This window comes from Arthrobacter sp. Helios, from assembly GCF_023167125.1.
Lineage (GTDB): Bacteria > Actinomycetota > Actinomycetes > Actinomycetales > Micrococcaceae > Arthrobacter_B > Arthrobacter_B luteolus.
Genome location: NZ_CP095402.1, coordinates 3,516,623 through 3,535,909 on the forward strand (window position 1 = coordinate 3,516,623; position 19,287 = coordinate 3,535,909).

General features: G+C 65.1%; 12 protein-coding genes and 1 pseudogene. 2 read left to right on the plus strand and 11 right to left on the minus strand.

Annotated features, from left to right (window positions below; genetic code table 11):
• Nucleotides 1-20: 20 nt before the first annotated feature.
• The 3 genes from ArtHe_RS16165 to ArtHe_RS16175 are packed head-to-tail and all read right to left on the minus strand — an operon-like array spanning nucleotide 21 to nucleotide 5,568.
• On the minus strand, nucleotides 21-3,347 hold the full coding sequence (locus ArtHe_RS16165) for an ATP-binding protein (RefSeq protein WP_248317858.1): 3,327 nt from the start codon (nucleotides 3,345-3,347) through the stop codon (nucleotides 21-23).
• Nucleotides 3,344-4,105 carry a DUF4194 domain-containing protein gene (locus tag ArtHe_RS16170; RefSeq protein ID WP_248317860.1) on the minus strand — a complete coding sequence of 254 codons (762 nt, stop codon included), beginning with the start codon at nucleotides 4,103-4,105 and terminating at the stop codon, nucleotides 3,344-3,346. The genes ArtHe_RS16165 and ArtHe_RS16170 overlap by 4 nt, the downstream gene beginning before the upstream one ends.
• Nucleotides 4,102-5,568 carry a DUF3375 domain-containing protein gene (locus ArtHe_RS16175; RefSeq protein ID WP_248317861.1) on the minus strand — a complete coding sequence of 489 codons (1,467 nt, stop codon included), beginning with the start codon at nucleotides 5,566-5,568 and terminating at the stop codon, nucleotides 4,102-4,104. Before ArtHe_RS16175 ends, ArtHe_RS16170 begins: the two co-directional genes overlap by 4 nt.
• 624 nt (nucleotides 5,569-6,192) lie before the next feature.
• On the opposite strand from ArtHe_RS16175, the gene ArtHe_RS16180 reads away from it, so the two are divergent.
• Both ArtHe_RS16180 and ArtHe_RS16185 read left to right on the plus strand, forming a co-directional pair.
• Nucleotides 6,193-9,474 (plus strand): hypothetical protein, encoded by a 3,282-nt coding sequence (locus tag ArtHe_RS16180; protein WP_248317862.1) that lies wholly within the window; start codon nucleotides 6,193-6,195, stop codon nucleotides 9,472-9,474.
• Nucleotides 9,475-9,927: 453 nt separating this feature from the next.
• Entirely contained in the window at nucleotides 9,928-10,521 is a 594-nt protein-coding gene (locus ArtHe_RS16185; protein ID WP_248317864.1) for a MarR family transcriptional regulator, read from the plus strand.
• 8 nt (nucleotides 10,522-10,529) lie between these two features.
• Here the strand turns inward: ArtHe_RS16185 and ArtHe_RS16190 are convergent, their stop codons facing one another.
• The 8 genes and pseudogenes from ArtHe_RS16190 to ArtHe_RS16225 form a co-directional block, all read right to left on the minus strand.
• Entirely contained in the window at nucleotides 10,530-11,753 is a 1,224-nt protein-coding gene (locus ArtHe_RS16190; protein WP_248317865.1) for an MFS transporter, read from the minus strand.
• Between the two features lie 38 nt (nucleotides 11,754-11,791).
• On the minus strand, nucleotides 11,792-13,030 hold the full coding sequence (locus ArtHe_RS16195) for a 2-hydroxyacyl-CoA dehydratase family protein (RefSeq protein WP_248317866.1): 1,239 nt from the start codon (nucleotides 13,028-13,030) through the stop codon (nucleotides 11,792-11,794).
• On the minus strand, nucleotides 13,027-14,106 hold the full coding sequence (locus ArtHe_RS16200) for a 2-hydroxyacyl-CoA dehydratase family protein (protein ID WP_248317867.1): 1,080 nt from the start codon (nucleotides 14,104-14,106) through the stop codon (nucleotides 13,027-13,029). Before ArtHe_RS16200 ends, ArtHe_RS16195 begins: the two co-directional genes overlap by 4 nt.
• Nucleotides 14,103-15,344 (minus strand): annotated as a pseudogene (locus ArtHe_RS16205) (CoA transferase). Before ArtHe_RS16205 ends, ArtHe_RS16200 begins: the two are co-directional and overlap by 4 nt.
• The gene (locus tag ArtHe_RS16210; RefSeq protein ID WP_248317868.1) at nucleotides 15,334-16,476 is read right to left on the minus strand and encodes a CapA family protein; all 1,143 of its coding nucleotides are present in this window, start codon (nucleotides 16,474-16,476) and stop codon (nucleotides 15,334-15,336) included. Before ArtHe_RS16210 ends, ArtHe_RS16205 begins: the two are co-directional and overlap by 11 nt.
• Nucleotides 16,473-17,303 (minus strand): amino acid ABC transporter ATP-binding protein, encoded by an 831-nt coding sequence (locus ArtHe_RS16215; RefSeq protein WP_248317870.1) that lies wholly within the window; start codon nucleotides 17,301-17,303, stop codon nucleotides 16,473-16,475. Before ArtHe_RS16215 ends, ArtHe_RS16210 begins: the two co-directional genes overlap by 4 nt.
• Complete coding sequence (locus ArtHe_RS16220; RefSeq protein ID WP_248317871.1) at nucleotides 17,303-18,307, minus strand: amino acid ABC transporter permease; 1,005 nt, start codon at nucleotides 18,305-18,307, stop codon at nucleotides 17,303-17,305. Before ArtHe_RS16220 ends, ArtHe_RS16215 begins: the two co-directional genes overlap by 1 nt.
• Nucleotides 18,304-19,242, minus strand: a complete 939-nt coding sequence (locus tag ArtHe_RS16225) for a transporter substrate-binding domain-containing protein (protein ID WP_248317873.1) — start codon at nucleotides 19,240-19,242, stop codon at nucleotides 18,304-18,306. Before ArtHe_RS16225 ends, ArtHe_RS16220 begins: the two co-directional genes overlap by 4 nt.
• Nucleotides 19,243-19,287: the final 45 nt, after the last annotated feature.

Sequence of the window (19,287 nt, forward strand, 5' to 3'; positions counted from 1 at the left end):
AGTACCTGGCCCGCCCTCCGCTACCGCAGCAGAATGTCCACAGCCCGCGAACCGCCCGACCCAGACCCCACCGGAACCCGCTCCAGCGTGCCGGACCGGTTGGCGGCGTCGTCGCGCAGGATCTCGGTGACCGAGCCCAGGAAGCGGGAGAGATCCACCTTGTCCTCCGGGGCCGCGAGCAGCAGCTGGAAGCCGAACTCGTGCAGCGCGTTGATGGACGCCTCAGCGAAGGACAGGGAGGACTTCACAAACGCCTCATCCATCATCACCGTGCCGTAGGTGCTGAAACCCTGGGAAACAATGCCCAGCTGGTACGCCAGCGCCGAGGCCATGATGAACGCGGTGAAGCGCTGGCCCTCGCCGCCGGACATCAGCGAGGCCTGCAGGTTGGTGAACGACTGCCCGTTCGCGAGCTTGTTGGTGCAGGTGATGGTCACATGGGCGCGGACGTCCAGGACCTCGGCCCGCCAGCGCCGCTCCTGCGGGTCCTTCAGCTTCTCCACCAGACCCTCGAGCGCGGCGTACCGGGCGTCCATGTCCGCCTTGTCCTGCCGCACGCCCATCATCGGCAGCGCGTTCTTCAGCTCCATGCGGAACTTGTGCGCGTCGTCCGGGACGGTGGTCTTGACCTCGATCTCCAGGTGGCTGTCCACGTGGTACGGCACCCGGCGCAGCACCGAGTTCAGCGGCAGCAGGCGGGAGGAGATGCTGCGGCGTTCCTCGTCGAGCAGCTGCAGCAGGTCGCTGAAACGCTCGTAGGTGCGGTTGTTGAAGTATTCGCGGAACTCCGACTCGTGCTGCGGCAGGCCCTCGGTGACGATGTCCTCGTACCGGTGCACGTACTCCTCGGCCGAGTCCACGCCCGTGCCGAAGTCCGAGCCCCACTTCTCGCTGTACGTCTCGAAGCTGCGCTCCAGCCGGGTGCGGGTTTCCAGCAGGGTCTTATCCAGCCGCGCGGCGTCGGTGAGCAGGTTCCGCTCCACCTGCCCGGCGGCGTCGTTCAGGTGCACGACGTCGGTGATCTCACCAAAGGGGGCGAACAGCTCATCGAGCTGGGCGCGCAGGTCCTCCGCCAGGGCATCCGGGCCGCGGCCGGCCAGGGCGTCCCGGCGTTCGGTGGCGGCGGTCAGCTCGGCCTCGAGCCGGGCCAGGTCGCCCTTGAGCACGCCGATCTTCTCGGTGGCGGCGGTCAGGTCCAGCTCCGCGGTGTCCAGCTCGAAGCGGATCTGCTCCAGGTCCGCGTTGGCGTCACGCGCGGATTCCAGGCGCTCGACGGCGTCGGCGACGGCGGCGCGCTGCTCCCCGGCGGTGATCTCCTCGAACTCGCGGGTATCAGCGGCGACCTTGCGGACGGCGGCGAGTCGGCGGATCAGGTCATCCTGCTCGGCGGCGTGCTTGCGGGAGACGACGTCGGCCTCTTCGAAGCTCGCGCGCAGGGCCAGCAGCTCACCGGCGAGGGCAGCGATCTTGTCCTTGTTATCAAAGCCCAGCACGTTGTCCGAAGCCTTGGTGTGCCGGTCGTCCTTCTCCGTGGTGGAGGAGTTGCGCTTCACGGCACCGCCCAGGCTGACGCCGCGGGAGACCCGGGCGAGCTCGTCCGGGTTCTCGACGCACTCGAAGTCGTAGTGCGCGGTGATCTTCCGGGCTACCCAGTCGCCCATGGCGGAGTCGTAGGTGCTGAGCTTGGTGATCAGGTCGCGCGGACCCGGTTCGGCCGGGCCGTCCACGGGGATGGACGTGTCGATGCAGCGCAGGAAGCCGCGGAGGTTGGTTTCGCTGAGGTAGCGGGTGACGGCGGCCATGTGCTCGCCGGGGACCAGCAGGGCGGTGGAGAGCGGGCGGAGCACGCGTTCGGCGGCGGCCCGCCACTCGGTGTGTTCGGCGGGGACGTCGATCAGTTCGCCGGCGAAGGGCATCTCGGCTTCGTCGATGCCGGTGGCTTCGCAGATCCGGGCGCGCTGTTCCAGGCTTTCCGGGCGGATGTTGCTGCGCCGGCGGCGGAAGGACGCGATTTCGGTTTCCAGCTTCGCGATCGAGCCCTTCAGGGCCCAGGCTTCGCCGTGCGCGTCGGAGCTGCGCTCGCGGGCGGCGTCGACGTCGGCGTTCAGGGACTTGATCAGCTCGTTGGCGCGGCTGCGGGCGGTGACCAGCCCGGCGGGGGAGAGGTCCGTGTCGATGCCGGCGGCACGCAGGTCGGCGCGGAACGCGTTCTCGATGGTTTCACGGGAAACCAGCTGCGCCTGGGCGGCGGCGACTTCGCGTTCCAGGGTGGCGATCGCGCCGCCGCCCTCCTGCGTGTACCGGGCGGTGAGCGCGCTGACCTGCTTCTTCAGCTTGGTGCGCTGGGATTCGGCGGCCTTCAGCGCTTCGCGGCCGGTGCCGGTGGCGGAGGTGAGCCGCTCGACGTCGCGCTCGTGGCTGGCCAGCCCCAGACGGCGGCGGTAGGCAGGCAGGCCGTCGGTGCTCAGGGCGCGGACCCGGTCCAGTTCGGCCTTGGTGGTGAGGAACAGGCGGTGCTGGTCCGGGACGTTGGCCAGGTGATCGCGCTGCTGGCGGGCGCGTTCGAGCTGGCGGCGGATGCTGCGCAGGTGGCTGAAGTCCTCCACCGCCTCGTCGGCGGCGGTGAGGGTCTTGGGGGTGTCCAGGACGTTGGTGCGGAAGAAGTCGTTGACCGTTCCGCCCAGGCCCTTGCCGGTCTGCAGGATGCGCAGCAGGCCGAAGGCCTTCTCGTCCTCCACACCCAGGGCGGTGCGGTACCGCTCGGCGAAGAGTTTGTGCGAATCGAAGATCTGCGCGCCCGGCAGCAGGGATTCGAGGGCACCCTTGGTGAACCGGCCGCGCATGCCGGTTTCGAGGGAGGGAATGTCCAGGGGACGGTTGTGCACGGCGTAGAACCGGCCGACGTGGTGCTCGGTGCCCGTGGCGGGCAGGTCCATCAGCACGGAGAGGCTGGTGATCTGGCCCAGACCGTTGTCGAAGGTGAGGCAGACGGCGGACCAGGTGGCGCCGGGGCGCTGGTAGGCGGTGCCATCGCCGGCTTCCATGCCCTGGGTACCGAGCCGGCCGCGCATGTAGGAGAACGCGGTGCGCTTTTCCTCGGCGGCGGTGCCGCCGTTGTTCTGCGCGGCCTCGTTCATCTTGGGCCGGGCGTCCATGACCTGCAGCATGGCGTCGAAAATGGTGGATTTGCCGACGCCGGAGTCGCCGGTGAGCAGTGTACCGGCGCGGTCCACGTGGATGGTGTGCGCGCCGTCGAAGGTTCCCCAGTTCACGATCTGGATCCGTGAGAGCCGGTTCTGGCCGGGGTTGATCAGGTCCCCCATGGGAAGGGTGGTTTCGATGCTCATGCCGGCTCCTCGCCGTCGTGCTCTGTTTCAGTGACCGCGTTCTCGGCGGGTGCTTCGTTAGCCGTGTCCGGCTCCGCCGGGGCCTCGGTCAGCGAGTTCATGAAGGTGATGATGTCGCCGATGTGCTCGTACGGCAGGGCCAGCGGCAGCGCGTTGGAGATGACCCAGACGTCGTCCAGCTCGGTGGGCAGCAGCAGGCGGCGTTCGGTGACGAGCTTGCGGATCGCGGCGTCGGCCAGGTCTTCCACACCCTTGGCGTCGTGTGCCTGCGGGTCCACGTACTGCTCGAGCACGTCGAGAATGTCCTGCCGGGCGATGGTGGCTTCGTTGCCGGTGCCCGAGTGGCGGTCCAGGACCAGGCGCATGCGCAGCAGCAGCAGGGTTTCCTCGCGGGTCATTTCGCGCTGGCGCTGCAGGGCGGTGGTGTGCGGTTCGGCCATTTCCACCGGGCGCAGCAGGGCAACCTTGTGGTCCTCGTCCACGACCAGTTCCAGGAACAGTTCGCTCAGCCGCACGCGCAGCTGCTCCTGGTTATCCACCACGGTGTTGTAGACGTTGTCGGAGGAGTTGGCGTCCAGGTACGGGCCGCGCAGCAGCCGGATCAGGGCCTGGCGCAGCTTCAGCGGCAGGGTGCCGGTGTCGCCGGGGAACAGTTCCGGGCCGTCGATCAGGACGTCGCGGGCGGGCTCGATGCCTTCGGCAAACGGGTAATCCTCGTTTTCGTATGCTTCGGTCTCGGCTGTGGGGTTTTCGGTCATGACTGGCTTTCGGCGACGGTGAGGACGGGCAGCACCGCGGTGCGGGAACTGCCGTCGATCTGGAGGAAGGGAATGGACTCGCTGGCGGGCGCCGCCGTCGTTGTTCCGGTGCCCTCGGTTGGAGCGGCGGAGGCGAGGAGCGCGCGGATGCTGTTGAGGTGGCGGTGTTCGGCGGGCAGTTCCGCGAAGATCTCCGCGACGGTGGCGCGGCCGCGGCGGCTGCCGGCCCGGCTGATTGCGTCGCGCAGGACGCGGCGGTCGGCCTTGGGGGTGCGGGCGGCGCGGTGGATGTCCGCTTCGGTGAACGACGGCGGTGCGGGCAGCTTCCGCGGTGCGGCGTGCTCGGCGGGGTCGTAGCTGCGGACCATGCTGAGCGATTCGAAGGCGGACGCGTAGAGCCGCGGTGCGGGCACGACGGCGGCGCGGCGGCGGCCGCGGGGTGCCTTGTGGATGGCGGTTTCGGCGGCGCGGATGAGTTTGCGCAGCTGGACCGATTCCCGGTACTCGTCGCTCTGCACGTAGGTGTGCAGGGATTCGGAGAGCCGGCCGTAGATACGCTGGATTTCGGCGGCCTGTTCGCGCATGTCGCTGATCATCCGGTACAGGGCCTGCCGGTCGCCGGGCGTCATGGCGTCGGCGAAGTCGCGTTCCAAAACCTGCGCGATGGCGTGCCGGAAGCGTCCCTGCTGGTCGGCGTCGTTCAGGAAGGCGGTGAAGCCTTCATAGGTGCGGCCTTCGCTGGTGCTGCGCAGGCGCTTGTCCGCTTCGAGGATTTCGCCCATGGTCAGGCCCTTGGAAGCCTGTGATTCGACCATTTCCTGGCGGAGGGTGTGCAGCATTTTCTCAAGGCCGTCCCGCATGCGCTTGAAGTCGGCGGGCAGGGCGGCGGCGAGATCCAGGATGTCGCGGGCGGCTTCGACGGCGGTGTCGTCGTCCAGGGGCGGGGGAGCGTCGCCGGCGCGGAGGGACCGGATGAGGTCTTCGCGGCGGGCGATCTCTTCTTCGAGGACGGCGATGCGCGCTTCGGGGTCCGGGTTAGATTCGTGCGCCAGGGTTTCCACGCTGGAGAGCAGCGTGTTCAGGCGCGAGGAGTTCAGGCTGGTCGTGTCGCCGGTGAAACCGTCCAGGTAGGAGAGGAACCGGACGGCGGGTTCGGTGAGTTCGTAGACGAAGCGGCCGTCGGCACGGGGGCGCGCCAGGAACCGGCGGGCCACCCACTCATCGGCGTAGTTCTTGCCGGTCCAGTCCTCGCGCAGGCTCTGTCCGTTGAGCCTGAGCTGGTGCAGGAAGGAGTCGGTGAGGCTGTGGAATTCGTCCAGGGGGATGCGCGGGCGGGTGCGGGTGAAGGCCTCGCGGAACAGGGCCAGGACCCAGGGGTTTGCGTTGGTGAGTTTCCAGCCGGGCGAGGCCTGTAGCCGCTGCAGCTCCGCCCAGCGGGCTACGGCGTTTTCTGTGAAGGACATGCTGCGCTTTCCGCCCGGAACGAAGGGGTAAAACGGGCCTCCTCGATTTTAGCTGAGTGGGGGAGCGGAAGAGATTCTTGGGTAGAGCGGTCTGAGGAACTCGCAAAGTGAACGACCGGTGGAGGACTCCGTGTCGGAGGGAGCCGATGCAACATGACTCGTCGTCAGATATAGGTTCGGCAACAAACGCAAGGTGGAACAGGGTATTTCGGTGTGGCCGAGCGGACGAGGAAGTACTCCGTGGCTATACATACGAGCAATAATGCTGCACACGGGGATCGATGTCGGGTCAGGGAAAACAGTCGAGGGGGACCAATCATGCAAGACGGAGCAGCAAGCGCAGGTGCGGGACATGGCGCAATAGGCGGGGCGTCCTCTGATGCCGGGACTGAATACCGCAGGGGCGTAGCAGCCTACGCGGCAACTTGCGGACTAACTGACACTCTGACAGATGTTTTCGGTGTGCGAGGGCGGCAAATCAATTCCGTGGCCCTAGAAACAGAAGATGCGTTAGACGACATTCGCGTCTCGTATGAGGGGGGGTATGTTTCGTATATACAGGCTAAAAGAACACTGAGAAAAGGCTCAGTCTTTGAAGCTGCAGTCGCTCAATGGAGGAGCGCTGTGGCACAGAATTTAGATCCAGAAAAGGACCGTCTCGTCATAGTAGCAGGAAGTCTTTCTGCTCCTATGAAGAATCTCCAAGCCGTACTATTGCGCGAAAAAACAGACCAGCCTGGCCCGCCAAACCAAGCAGAGCGTGACGCGTTGGATTATCTAAACGGCAAACTTAATGGGCTGGATCCGAATCAGCGTGTGATGGTCCTCAAATGCGCAGTCATCTGTGAGCTAGCTGTGGAGGAACCCAGTTTTTCTGATGCAGTGAATGCCATAAATGGGTTGAGGCTCGTCGTAGCTGGGGGGAGTTACAACGAGGCTAGGGCGGCATGGATGGAGCTGCTACACGCTGCGGGGCGTCTCGCACGCATACGCTCTGGTAATGGTCTCGACAGTTGGCTCCGTGAGTTGCGCAGCTCGGGCGTGCAGATTCGAACTACAGGGTCTACTACCGCGGCTGAACTCGAACGCACCAGCCAAGCGATGGAACGGTACAGAGAGAGACTCATGCGAGAGGGGCTCTCCATGGACCTCAGGGGGCTCGGCGCAAGCCTGCAGCCAGTGGCTCTCGAGGTTGCGGAAGCGGATGTCCGTGTCGTGGGTGCTGCGGATGAGCGGGGCGGCGGAACCGAACTCCTGTGGGCGTTCCTACGGCGCGGCAGAGTCGTCTTGACCGGTCTCCCCGGGGGAGGCAAATCGATCGCACTACGGACGCTCGCGGCGCAGCTGTACACCCTGCCGGGGGCTCCAATACCTATCAGAATCTCGTTGCGTGATTTGGCATTGCACTCCGCTGGTTTGAGCTTCAGGGACCGTCTTCTGGACCTGGCTGTCAAAGATGACGCGGCGGAAGACCGGGAAACTGTTAAGGGTCATCTGGACCATCTTCTGTCGGTTGGCGGAGTAGCAGTGATTATGGATGCACTTGATGAGACTTATTCGCAACGTGACGCAATCATTATGCAAATAGACAGTTTTATTGCCTCCGTGCACGAGAATGTGGATGCCATTCTTTCAACGCGGGATGTGGCGTATGCATCAGCGTCTACATTAGGCTGGAGTGAGCTTATGCTAAAGCCTCCGGCGCATATTGAGCACACTGTTGAAGCCGTTTTAAGTGCGTATTCTCAAAAGCAGGATGGACTGGCTGAAGAAGAAGTATCCGACTGGGTTGAGACGCGTCGGCTATGGGTCATGGACGCACTCAGAAATGATCCAACACTGAAAGAGACACCATTAGTTCCAGTGCTTTTGACGATCTTGGCAGCGACGAAGGATCTGGAAGTCCTCCCCTCCACGCGTGCACATGTGCTCGCCGATATTGCTAAACAAGTTGTCACAACGTTCGAAGCTGGACGCTTTCTCGATAACGAACTTGGAAGGTTCACAAATCCTGAACTACGGGTTTTAGCGTTTCGGTCATTCGCTGTGATTGCCTTCGCTCTTATGCGTTCGGAAGGGAGCACTCCAAAAAATGTTCTAGTTCGCGAATTGTCAATGGACATCGGATCTCACTGGAATTTCAGTTCTGGGCACTCCGAAGTCGCGGCAGTGGAAATGATAAGGTTTTTCGATGAGTGCGGGTTTTTCATAATTCGGGGAAATACCGAGACGGTAGAGTCTAGAATTATCCTGTTTACAGAAATCGGTGACGCCCTGAGTGCGATAAATCTCAAGGATTCTGAAATTGTTTCCTGGATGGATGAACGGATCCAGAACGGACAAGTAGAATCCGTTGTTCTGGCGACCTGCCTTGATGAACGTGCGGCGGTAGCGCTGGGCGAGCTAGCAAGCGGAAGCCCTCGACTAGAAATCTTGGCGGCCGCCGTGCAGGCGCAGAGACAAGGAGCGCGTCTATCGGAACTACATGTCCAGTCGATTTGTGCGCGGTTGATGGAACTGATGGAGGAAGGCGGAGTTCTGGGGTGGGGTGCGTGGATTCAGTTGCGAAGAATGCCACTAGTAGCGGAGTTAAGGACTGATATTGAGCAGCGGGTGGACTCGTACGATGAGACGAGCCAAACCCTAATCCTGGCTGAACTTGCTCTTCGCTTCGACGACCAAGAAACCCTATGCCAAAATCCCGACGTATTACTGAAGCTGCTTTCGATGCGAAACCCTCCGGTCTCATTAGACGATCGACCCTCAAGGGGAAGTTTTGATGCGGTTGCTTGGCTGGCGAAACGGCCCTTGGATAAACTGCAAGAAGAGGCAGCTAAGGTTCTCGTAGGCAAGGTTCCGGAGGCCGCGATGCAGGCCCTCCAACTAGCGAAAACTGGGCCGCGCGGAATAGCAGCCACTATGCGGCGCATTTTGGAAGATGCTGGCCATCCAGTCGATGAGTTATCTCGAGAAGGACTGTTGGGCGTCATGATTCCAAGAAATTTTCGTCGGGTTTTAGAAATGGCAGACGAAAAGAAGATATTGCAAATCCTCGCAAGTAATGAGCAGTCTATGCTCACTTATGTGCAGCGCACAAGAATGACTGAAATCGGCGAATTTCTTGAAATTATGAAGCTGAACGATGGCAGTAGCGCGTATCTTTTCGACGAAAGAGTCGATTTGCATAAAGTTATTGCGCTGACGTTAGTTCTTTATAGCTTCGACCCCAAGGTCGTTGCTTCACAAGCGAATCTGATGCTCGAGCAGATGCAAATCCGCGCGGGCCTAGGCGGTTACTATTCTCTTTTTGAACTAGCGGACCCACATCGTAGCCCGAACTGGGGTGCTGTAGTTGATCAGGCAGAAGCGGTGGCAGTCTTGCGGGAGATGCTCACCTTGGGAAGGGCGCACGTTATTTTCGTCGCGGAGGCCTTGTGGGAGGCTCCAATAGGTGACATCGCCGCACCGATGCTGCGCGAAGCCCTGCCCAAGCTCGTATCGAGTCCCTTCCATCTTGAGTGGGCTGCTCATACTTTGAGCTCGCTTGAAGGTCCTGAGCCCGGGGTCTGGGCCGGATCAGAAGATCCGGTACTTCGGGGGGTCCGAGCGGCATGGTGCGACTTGGGTGCTGATGGGTTACTTGAGAAAGAACATTTAGCGCTGCTAGGGGATTCGGATGATCTGGTCCGGGCAGTTGCGGTAGGAAGAGCCATCGACCTCGATCCATTCAATCTGTCCGATGTACTTCGACGAATCCGTGACTCACCTGCTAAGCAATGGACTTGTTCGTCCTGTCGCACAGTAAATCCAATTGAGCTTTCTGTGTGCGGGAAGCACAAGTGCTTCCGGGCAGCTCCACAATCCATGGCGAAAATGGCAAGCTACGAGCCTCCGCCAGTCGGATAGCGCTGAGTGCCTCGTCCGGCACCCCTTCGGCTTTGCGGGTCAAGAATGGGATGGCCTCAAGCAGCGAGGTAGTCTTCGCGGTTCTTTGACTACACAGGGCACCTCCTGCACAACGCGATTATTCACAATCTGCGAGAAGAAGGAAGCATGTGGGGGAGTGCATCATCGGTAGCCGAGGGAGCAACGGCGGGTTGCGGAGAAAACCGGCTTGCTCCGGAAGTGGTCTCGATGCTCACTGAGCCGGTCCAGCTAGGTACTGAACGTGTGCGCTCGGATTAGGCGGGTGTCGATCTGGGGCCGACCATTGTTCGGAGCATCGTCCAGCCCACGACGAGCCCTCACCATCACGGACCGGTCCGACGGCGGACTCCGCATCTCCGCGAAGCTCCCCTGCAGCCTGCCTGGAGAAGTGGCTGGCACAGAAGATCGCAAATAACTTGATATTCTCGGCGGATGGAGCTTGAACGAGACGAACGTGGCGAACCGGCCACAAATCGCCTGAACTACACGGCCTACCGTCTCGGCAGGGCACTCGACCGGTTCACCGAGAACCTGGCCTTGGCCCACGGCGTGACGCTGTCCCAGTTCCTCGTGCTCCAGGTGCTGGGGGAGGGACTGCCGCTCTCCAACGCCCAGCTGGGACGCAGAACCTTCGTCAGCTCCCAAGCCGCGCACCTCGTGGCAAACGAACTCCTCGAGCTCGGACTCGTGGAACGCGGAAGCCACCCGACCAACCGGCGCATCCGCCTCGTCCAACTCACCGCATCCGGCTGGGACGTAGTGCAGGCCTGCACCCAGGAACTCCGCGCCCACGAACAGCGCCTCACCGGACTCATCGGAGAGGACCTCGGCAACTCCATTGTCGGCGTCCTGGACCACGCTGCCGAGGTCCTTGCAGGTGGCTACTTCGGCGACGACGAAGCCGAGGCAGAAGCAGTCTCCCGCCGCCAGATCACCAGCCGCCCGCGGCACGTGCCGTCCCGGCTGGCGGCCAGCCGCCTGAAAGGCCTCAACCGCGAAGCCGACGGCGCCACCCCCGGCAGCTGACAAGCGTCCTATTGCGACGCGGGCCGCGTTCGGACCAACACCACCACCAGGCAGGCAAACGCGCTTGCCGCAGAAACGGCCAGAGCGACCCGGCCGGAACTGGCATCGATCACCCAGCCCATCAGCAGCGCCCCAAAAGGCACCATGCCGTAACTCCCCATCGTCATCAGCGACATCATTCGCCCAATGAACTGCGGCCGCACCGAATCCTGGGCGGCAGCGTTCACAATGCCCTGGTAGTAGCCCACCGCAATGCCCAGGACGGGAGCGGCTGCCAGGAACAGCAGGAGCGTGGGAGCCGCGGCATTCAGCGCCAACGTCGCTCCGAACACACTTGTTGCCGTAATCATGGACCGCACCGAAACCCGGGGCCTCCGCGCGGCCAGAATGCCTCCGAGCACGGCACCCACGGCATTAAGGGTGTGGACAGCGCCCACCGCGCCGGCGTCACCACCGTAGGAGAGGTTCACGGTTGAGGTGAGCACCAGCCCGAAGTTCATGGCCAGGAGCGAAATCACCACGTTGACCACCAGCAGGGTGTTCACATCCCGGCTGCGCCGAAACGTTCCCGACGCCGCTGCCCCCACCGCCTTGATGCCTTTTAAATCCGGATGTTGCTGGGCCTGGGACGAACGCCGGTGGAGTTCGTCCGGACGGATCCGCAGCCGCGAAAGGAACACCAGCAGGTAGGCGGCGGCGTTGATCAGGATGCACGCGCTGGGTCCGAGTCCCTGGAACGCGAGTCCGGCCAACGCCGGGCCCACCGACCGGGCAGCGGCCAGTGAAATGGTGCTGATAGACGCAGCCCGGGACAACCCGTCCGGGCCCACCAGCTCGAAAATGATGGTCTGAGTGGCCACCCGTTCAAAGGCCTGGACCGAACCCAGCACCCCCACCATGCCGTAGAGCAGCCACAGGTCCGGATCCCGGGTCACCACAAAGACCAGGCTGGCGGTAACAACTGCGGAAGCCAGCGACGTCACCAGCAGCACAGTGCGGGGGGCCACCCGGTCCAGCAGCCGCCCGGCGGGGATTCCGAGCAGGAAGATCGGCAGGAACTGGGCGATGGTGATGCCGCTCAGGGCCTGGGCGCTGCCGGTCGCCCCCAGGACCACTAGCTGCAGGGCCAGGTTCTGGAACCAGACGCCAGTGTTGGACAGGACCTGCCCGGTGAAGTACCAGGAGAAGTTCGGATTCCTGAACGGCCCCGCCGGCCCCGCGCCGCTAGCCACGGGAGGGCCGGGCCGGACAGCGGAAACGGCAGCAGGAATCAGACACGGTCGCGGATAAACTCGGCCATCCGCTCGGGGATGCGGGCGGCGTCGCTGGAGCGCTGGTCGGCGTTGTTGGCCCGGATCTCCAGCACGGGAATCCCCTCAGCTTCCAGGGCTTCGGTGATGAAGCCGCTGCCGGGGGTATCGTCCGCCACCAGGTGCACCACCCCGTCCACGCGATGGCTTAGCGCCTCCTTTACGTACCACTGCGCGGACCACGGCGGCACGTAGAGCTGGTCCGTGATCCCGACGAAGCGGGCGGCCAGCGCCCGGACGGGGTCCTCGCCGTAGCGCAGGTAACCGTCAGCGGCGATCGCCAGGTACATGGACCAGACGAACACGGCGCCGAATTCCTCCTGGAAACGGGTGTACAGGCCCAGATCGGACCAGAGTCCGCGGCCCACCCACATCAGCCGCCGCTTCTCGCCCGGGCACACCGCAACGCCGTCGGCCACCCGCTGGGCGGTTTCCTCGTAGAGGGACCGAGCGGCGTCCACCGCCCACGGAGTTCCGCGCTGCCACTGCGGTGCCATGACGGCAGGCATCGTGTCATTTACCAGTACGGGGGCGAACGGCGCGGAGGCAATGAGGTCACGGGTTTTGCGGTTCCATTCGGCCTGTTGGTTGCCCAGGTCCATGATCTCCGCCAGCCGGTCCCGGTCCAGCGTGCGGCCGGTGCGCTCCTCGAGCCAGCTGATCAGCTCCTCGATTTCGCCCTGCAGCAGATCCAGCCGGTCCGAGCCGAAGGCCTTCTCCCAGTCATGCGGCACCAGCTCCCACCACCGGTCCGGCAGCGGGTCAGCGCCCGTGCGGGAGAGGAGGAACGTCTCCGTGCCCGGGTGCCTGCCCCACTGCTCAAAGATCTTGGCGGTGACGTCCCCGCTGCGCTCGGCCACGGCGAAGCGCGGCGCCGGCAAGCCGCCCCAGGGGCGGTCATCGGCGTCGAGCAGCTGCTCGCCCAGTGGCATCGCATCGTACTGCTGGCTGAAGTCCGGCAGCCCGCGGGCGGCCAGCCGCTCCATGGAAGCGGGCCCGGCACGCTTGGCCGCGATGATGGAGGACCACCACTGCGTCACCACGTAGGGAATATCCAGGGCGCGGAAGACTTCGTGCGGGGCATCGGCGTTCAGCAGGGCGATGGGTTCGCCTGCCGCGGCCCGCTGGCGCACCGACTGGAACCACTCCTTCTGGTAGCGGGTAGCCGTCACGGCTGAACGGAGTCGATGGTCGGTCATGAGGCAATCTCCCCGGACAACTGGACGCTGGCAATAAGTTCGGCGGCGGCAGCCGCGGCTCCGTCGGCTGGAACGCGGACGACGCCGGCGAGCCAGGTTCCGCCGGCAGCCAGCGCCTCGCGCTGGGCGGGCAGGTCCCAGACCGGGCCGTCGTCGAGGTCCCGGACCAGTGCCACCACTCCGGCTGCGCCGGTCCGGCGGACTTCGGCGAGCAGGTGATCGGTCCGTTCAGAGGTCAGGGACCGCGACGCCGACGGCGGACGCTGCGCATGCCGTTCGGCCAAGGCACGGAAAGCAGCCTCGGGCGAAGCGGCGTCTACCGTCTCTCCGATCCACGCGGCGTCTCCGGCGTCGTGGTCTTCTCCTGCCACCACGATGCCGGACTGTTCGAGCGCCTCATAAACGGTGGTGTCCGGATGCGAGCTGCCGGTCATAAACACTGGCAGCAGAGTCCCCGGCTCGGCAGCCTGTTCGTCGAGGATTGCCTCGATAGCGGCCAGTGCCTGCTCCGGCGCCAGCTGGGCCGCGGCCGCGTAACACCGCAGGGCGGCGCTCCCGGTGAGTACGCCCTCTACGCGCAGATCCCGCACCCGCCCGAGGGCCTCACCCAGCGACTTCTCTCGGGCGGCAGCGGCAGCCAAGGCATCGGCGTCGAGCACTTGCCCCGTGCAGGCGGAGACGAATCCCGCCAGCCGCTCGTACTGCCGGGCAACGAAGCGGTTCACATGCCGGCCGCCGCCACGGGGCGTATCCAGCAGATGGACCGGGTACGGGATGCGCCCGCGCTCTGCCAGCAGCCGCAGCACGTAGTACACGCGCAGGTTCGCGGCGGAGTCGTTGCAGACCACCAGCCCGGCCAGATCGTCATGGAAACCGGACAGGACGCCGTCGAGCACCCGGGCGGCAACGGCGTCGGCCGCTCCCAGGAGCTCGGCCGCTTCCCGCGAGACGTCCCCGGACCAGGCACCGAACAGCCGCACCGGCGTCGCGCCCGCGGCCAGGAGAATCTGCCGGGGCGCATCCGCCCCGATGATCCCGATCCGGGGTGCCGGATCAGCGGGTGCCGGTACCGTCACAGGACACCCGCGGTGCGCAGGTTCTCGATCCGGTCGGAGTCATAGCCCAGGGCCTTCAGGACCACATCCGTGTGCTCGCCCAGGTACGGGGCCGGGGCGTCGAGCGTGGTGCGGCTGCCGGAAAGGACCATGGGCAGCCCCGATCCGAAGAGGCCGTCGAAGTGGCCGAACTTGGGGTGGGACAGCGGGACCACTTCGCCGCGGGCGAGCACCAGCGGATCCCGGACGGCCTCGGCAGTAGTCCGGACCGGTGCCGCGGGAGCACCATGGGAAGTGAGGGCTTCGAGTACCTCGGACAGGGGCTTCTCGGCGGCTCACCCGGCGATGATCCCGTGGAGGCGGTCCGCGTTGGCCACCCGGGCATCACGGGAACCGAAGTCTTCGGAGTCCAGCAGGTCCGGGCGTTCAATGGCGCGAAGGACGCCCGCCGCGAACTGGTCCGTCGGCGCGCAGATCGCGAAGTACCCGTCAGCCGCGCGGAACGTGCCGAACGGTGCCAACCGGGGAACGTAGGCCCCGGTGCGCAGCGGGAAGCCCACGGATTCAAGGGCGTCAAAGGGTTCGCAGGCCACCATCGAGGTCAGCGCGCCGAGCATCGAGACGTCCACGTGCTGTCCCTCGCCGGTGTGCTCGGCCTGCAGCAAAGCGCTCAGGGTGCCGATGACGGCGAACAGCGGGGCGGACAGGTCGCCGATCGGCAGGCCAAAGCGTACCGGCGGCTGCCCCGGCTCCCCGGCAGTCATCATGACGCCGCTGAGCGCCTGGACGATTGTGTCCATCGCCTTGCGGTCGCCGTTCTCCGTGCCGGCGCCGAAACCGCTGATGGAGGTGTAGACGAGTTTCTCGTTGAGGTGGCGCACGCTCGCATAATCCACGCCCAGGCGCTTGGTCACGCCCGCGCTGTAGTTCTCCACCACGATGTCCGCTTCCGCGATGAGGTCGAACAGCACCTGCTTACTTTCCGGGTGCTTCAGGTTCAGCGTCACGGACTCCTTGCCGCGGCCGCGGAGCATCATGGAGACGGACATGTCGTCCTCCGATGTCCGCCGCACATTCAGGCCCTGGGAGGTGACGTAGGGGGAGTTATTGCGCGAGGAGTCCCCGCCGCGGGTGGGGTTCTCCACCTTGATGACCCGCGCGCCCAGCCCCGCCAGCAGCAGGGTGGCGTAGGGGCCGGCCAGCGCCGTCGTCAGGTCGATAACTGTCTTGCCCGCCAGGGGTTTGGTGTTAATGCTCATGGGGTGTCTCCTTCAAGTGAACGGTGAGCCGGTCTCCTGCCCAGTCCAGGACAGTGTCCAGGCCGGCTTCCCGGGTAATGCGCTTTAGGTAGTCGCCCACCTGTTCCCCGCCGTCGGCGCGTGCCAGCGGGACGGGCCGGGCGTCGTCGTCGATCCAGCAGGGAATGACCTCCGCTGCAACGCTGCCCTCCGGACCCAGGGTGAGAACGGCGATCAGGGTGTTCCGGCTTTCCGGGTGGAACGGGTACTCCGGCATGGCGGGGTCCGGCTGGAAGCCGAACAGCCGGGTCCGCTCACGGGCCCAGGCCCGCCGCTCCGGCGAATCGCCCGGCGCTCCGCCCAGCGCCCGCGTCACGGTGGCGAAGTTGCCCAGACCGTGGAAGATCGGTCGCCCGTGGTAGGCTTCCACACCTTTGAGGATGTGGGCGTGGTGGGCCAGCACAGCCACAGCCCCGGCGTCGATGGCGGCGTGGGCGACCTCGTACTGGTACTGGGCGATCTCCACCGGCTGGTGGACCAGCCCCTGGTGCAGGGCGACGACGACGGCGGCACCCTGGCGCACGTGGCTCGCCACCTGTTCGGTGAAAGCGGCCAGGGAGCCCGGTTCGGCGAACGTGTAGGTCCGCGGCGGGCCACCGGGGTTGGCGCCCCGCGGCTCATAGTGCGTGACGACCTCTACCCAGGCGCAGCCCGCTTTCGAGCTGCCTGCCCAGGACTCCCTGGGTCCCACGCAGTTGACGCTGAGCACGATCACCTGCCGGCCGCCGTGCTCGGTGACCGCCGGTTCCCATGCCTCCTCGAGGTTGCGTCCGGCGCCGGTGGTGGCCATGCCCCGGTCGCGGCAGTGCCGCCGGGTGTCTTCAATGCCTTCCGCGCCGAAGTCGTAGACGTGGTTCCCGGCCAGGGTGAGGACGTCGAACCCGGCGGCGGCCACGGCGTCGAGGGCCGACGGCGGTGCCGGCAGTGCGGGCACGTCCGTGGATGCCGTGGTGGTGGAGTTGGTGTGCGGGACCTCGAGGTGGCCGATGACAATATCTGCTTCGGCCAGCACGGGGGCAACGGCGCTGAAGAGGGATGAGGCGTCTTTCCGTTCCAGGACCAGGTCCCCGGTGGCCATCAGGGTAGTTGTCACTGCTGCTCGTCGTTCCTGCGCATTGAGCGGGCCAGGAAGGAGCGCAGCCGGTCGGTCTGCGGGTTGCGGAAGAATGCCTCTGCGGGACGGTCTTCGATGACGCGGCCGTCGGCCATGAACACGCAGCGGTCCGCGACTTCGCGGGCGAACTCCATTTCATGGGTGACCACCACCATGGTCCGCCCCGACGCGGCCAGGGACTTCATGGTCTGCAGCACTTCATCGATCAGTTCCGGATCCAGGGCGCTGGTCGGTTCATCGAAGAGCAGGACGCGCGGCTCCACGGCCACCGCACGGGCGATGGCAACGCGCTGCTGCTGGCCGCCGGAAAGCTGCCGCGGGTACGCGGTGGCCTTGTCCGAAAGGCCCACTTTCTCCAGCAGGTCCAGTGCCTGCGCCTTCGCTTTGGCCGGGGCAACACCGTGGACGGCGATGGGAGCCTCCGTGACGTTGCGCAGCACGGTCCAGTGCGGGAACAGATTGAACTGCTGGAACACCATGCTCATCCGGCGGCGCTGGGCCCGAACACCGGCATCGGTCAGCGGGCGCAGGACCTTTCCCTGTTCAAAGCCGAGCAGCTCCCCGTCCAGGTACATGGCTCCGCCGTCGATGGTCTCCAGCTGGTCCAGGCAGCGAACGAGGGTTGATTTACCCGACCCCGAAGGGCCCAGGACAGCCACCACCTCGCCCTCGTTGACGGTGAGGTCGATGCCGTCCAGGGCCGTGTGGTCGCCGAAGCGCTTGCGCAGGCCTACTACCTCGAGGACGGGACGGGTCGCCGTCGCCGTGCCAGCGCCGGGCCCATCAGGGTTCTGGGTGGTGCTCATCATTGGTTCTCCTGGTTCCGGATCGCGGCGGCAGAACCGGCAGCGGCGGCAGTTCCGGCCGGATCCGCAGAACCGGCTGTGCCGGCGTCGGGCTTGGAAGTGGCGGTTGCCTTGGGTGCGGAGCGCGTGGCGCCGCGGCCGTAGTAGTCCTCGACCCGGCGTTGGAAGAAGGTCAGGATGGTCACGGCTACGAGGTACCAGATCACTGCCACGATCAGCATGGGAACCACGTCATAGGTGCGGTTGTAGATCACCTGTACGGCGTGCAGCAGATCCCCCATAGCGATAACGCTCACCAGCGACGTGCCCTTCAACGTGGCAATGATTTGGGAGCCGGTGGGCGGAATGATGACCCGCATGGCCTGCGGCATCACGATCCGGGTGAAGGAGTGCCAGCGGCTGAAGCCCATGGCGGCCGAGGCGTCGTGCTGGCCTTGGTCCACCGAAAGGATGCCCGCGCGGATGATCTCCGCCATGTACGCGGCCTCGTGCAGGGACAGGCCAATGATCGCAGCGGTCAGCGGCGTGATGAGGTCATTGGTGGACCAGCTGAACAGTTCCGGGCCGAACGGCACCCCCACAGCAATCCGGGGGAGCAGGTAGGCCAGATTGAACCAGAAAATCAGCTGGACCAGTGGAGGGACGCCGCGGAAAAAACCCACAAAGCCCATGCAGGCCATACGGACCGGCCAGTAATCGCTCAGTTGGCCTGCGGCTAGCACGGTGCCCAGGGCTGTGCCCAGCACCATGGCCACCACCATCAGCAGGATGCTGGTCACCAGACCGAGCAGCACGCTGGGGTTGAAGAGGTACTCGGCCACGATGGGCCACTCGAACCGCTTATTGGTGATGAGGAAGGAGAGGATGCCCACCAGTGTCAGCACGAGCAGCGCGGTGCCCAGGATCCGGAGCGGCTTGATCCGGGGACGGGCCAGGGCCACGTCCACTGCGTCCGCGCGCAGGGCGTGGCTCGTTGGAGACGCAGGGGTGCCCGTTAGGCTCATTTGCCGGACCCTTGGGCGGTCATGGGGTTCAGCGAAGGGGCGTCAACCGTCACGTCGTCGAGCTTCCACTCGGACATGACCCGGCTGTATTCGCCGTTCTCGAAGATGGCCTGGAATGCGGCAAGCATGGCAGGGGCGAGTTCGTTGCTCTTCGGCAGGAACATGGCGAGCTGGTCCACGCCGGCGCCCTGCTCGTCGCTCTGCACGAGGAACTCGAAGGTGCCCTCATCCTGTGACTGAATGTCGAGGGCCGCAGTCTGCGTGGTGCCGGCATAGTCCGCGCGGTCAGACTGCACGGCGAGGATGGTGGAGTTGGTGTCCTTCAGCCCGACGAACTCGGGGGCATCAAGGCCCTTTTCCGCGCACCATTCGGTGTAACGCTCCAGCTGGCTCTCGGTCACTGATCCGGTGACCCCGGCTACACGGGCGCCGCAGAGATCCTCGGGAGCATCGAGATCGTCCTTCCGCTCCGCAAGGTAGAGGTAGGAGGTGCGGGTGGTCATCCAGACGACGGCGTCGAAGTCGGCCTCCCGCTCGAGTGTGGTGCGGACCGGGCCGTTGAAGGCGTCGTAGCGGCCGGAGAGCATTCCGGTGAGCATGGCATCCAGGCCGGACGCCGTCTGGATGGCGAAGGGGACGCCGAGCTGCTCGGACAGAGCTGCCTGGATGTCCGGGTCGATGCCGGTGATGTCACCGTTCTGCTCAAGCGTGCGGTACGGCGGATGGGTGTCCCCGGCGATGTTGATGACGCCGGCGGACTTGATGGCCTCCGGCAGCTGGTCATACACCGGTGCTTCGGTGTTGACCCCGCCGGAAGCGGACTGGCTTCCCTCGCTGGCCGCGGGTTCCGCCTCGCTGCCGGACGCCGAACAGGACGTCAGGGCGAGGAGGACAGCGCCGGCAACGGCGACGGTGCTGAATCGGTTGAGCTTCATGGTGATCTCCTGAGTGTGAGCTGCATCACGGATCGAATATTCGAG

Coding starts and splice junctions, on each gene's coding strand:
- ArtHe_RS16165 (WP_248317858.1), bottom strand. CDS start 3,347: ATGAGCATCGAAACCACCCTTCCCATGGGGGACCTGATCAACCCCGGC.
- ArtHe_RS16170 (WP_248317860.1), bottom strand. CDS start 4,105: ATGACCGAAAACCCCACAGCCGAGACCGAAGCATACGAAAACGAGGAT.
- ArtHe_RS16175 (WP_248317861.1), bottom strand. CDS start 5,568: ATGTCCTTCACAGAAAACGCCGTAGCCCGCTGGGCGGAGCTGCAGCGG.
- ArtHe_RS16195 (WP_248317866.1), bottom strand. CDS start 13,030: ATGACCGACCATCGACTCCGTTCAGCCGTGACGGCTACCCGCTACCAG.
- ArtHe_RS16220 (WP_248317871.1), bottom strand. CDS start 18,307: ATGAGCCTAACGGGCACCCCTGCGTCTCCAACGAGCCACGCCCTGCGC.
- ArtHe_RS16185 (WP_248317864.1), top strand. CDS start 9,928: ATGGAGCTTGAACGAGACGAACGTGGCGAACCGGCCACAAATCGCCTG.
- ArtHe_RS16225 (WP_248317873.1), bottom strand. CDS start 19,242: ATGAAGCTCAACCGATTCAGCACCGTCGCCGTTGCCGGCGCTGTCCTC.
- ArtHe_RS16215 (WP_248317870.1), bottom strand. CDS start 17,303: ATGAGCACCACCCAGAACCCTGATGGGCCCGGCGCTGGCACGGCGACG.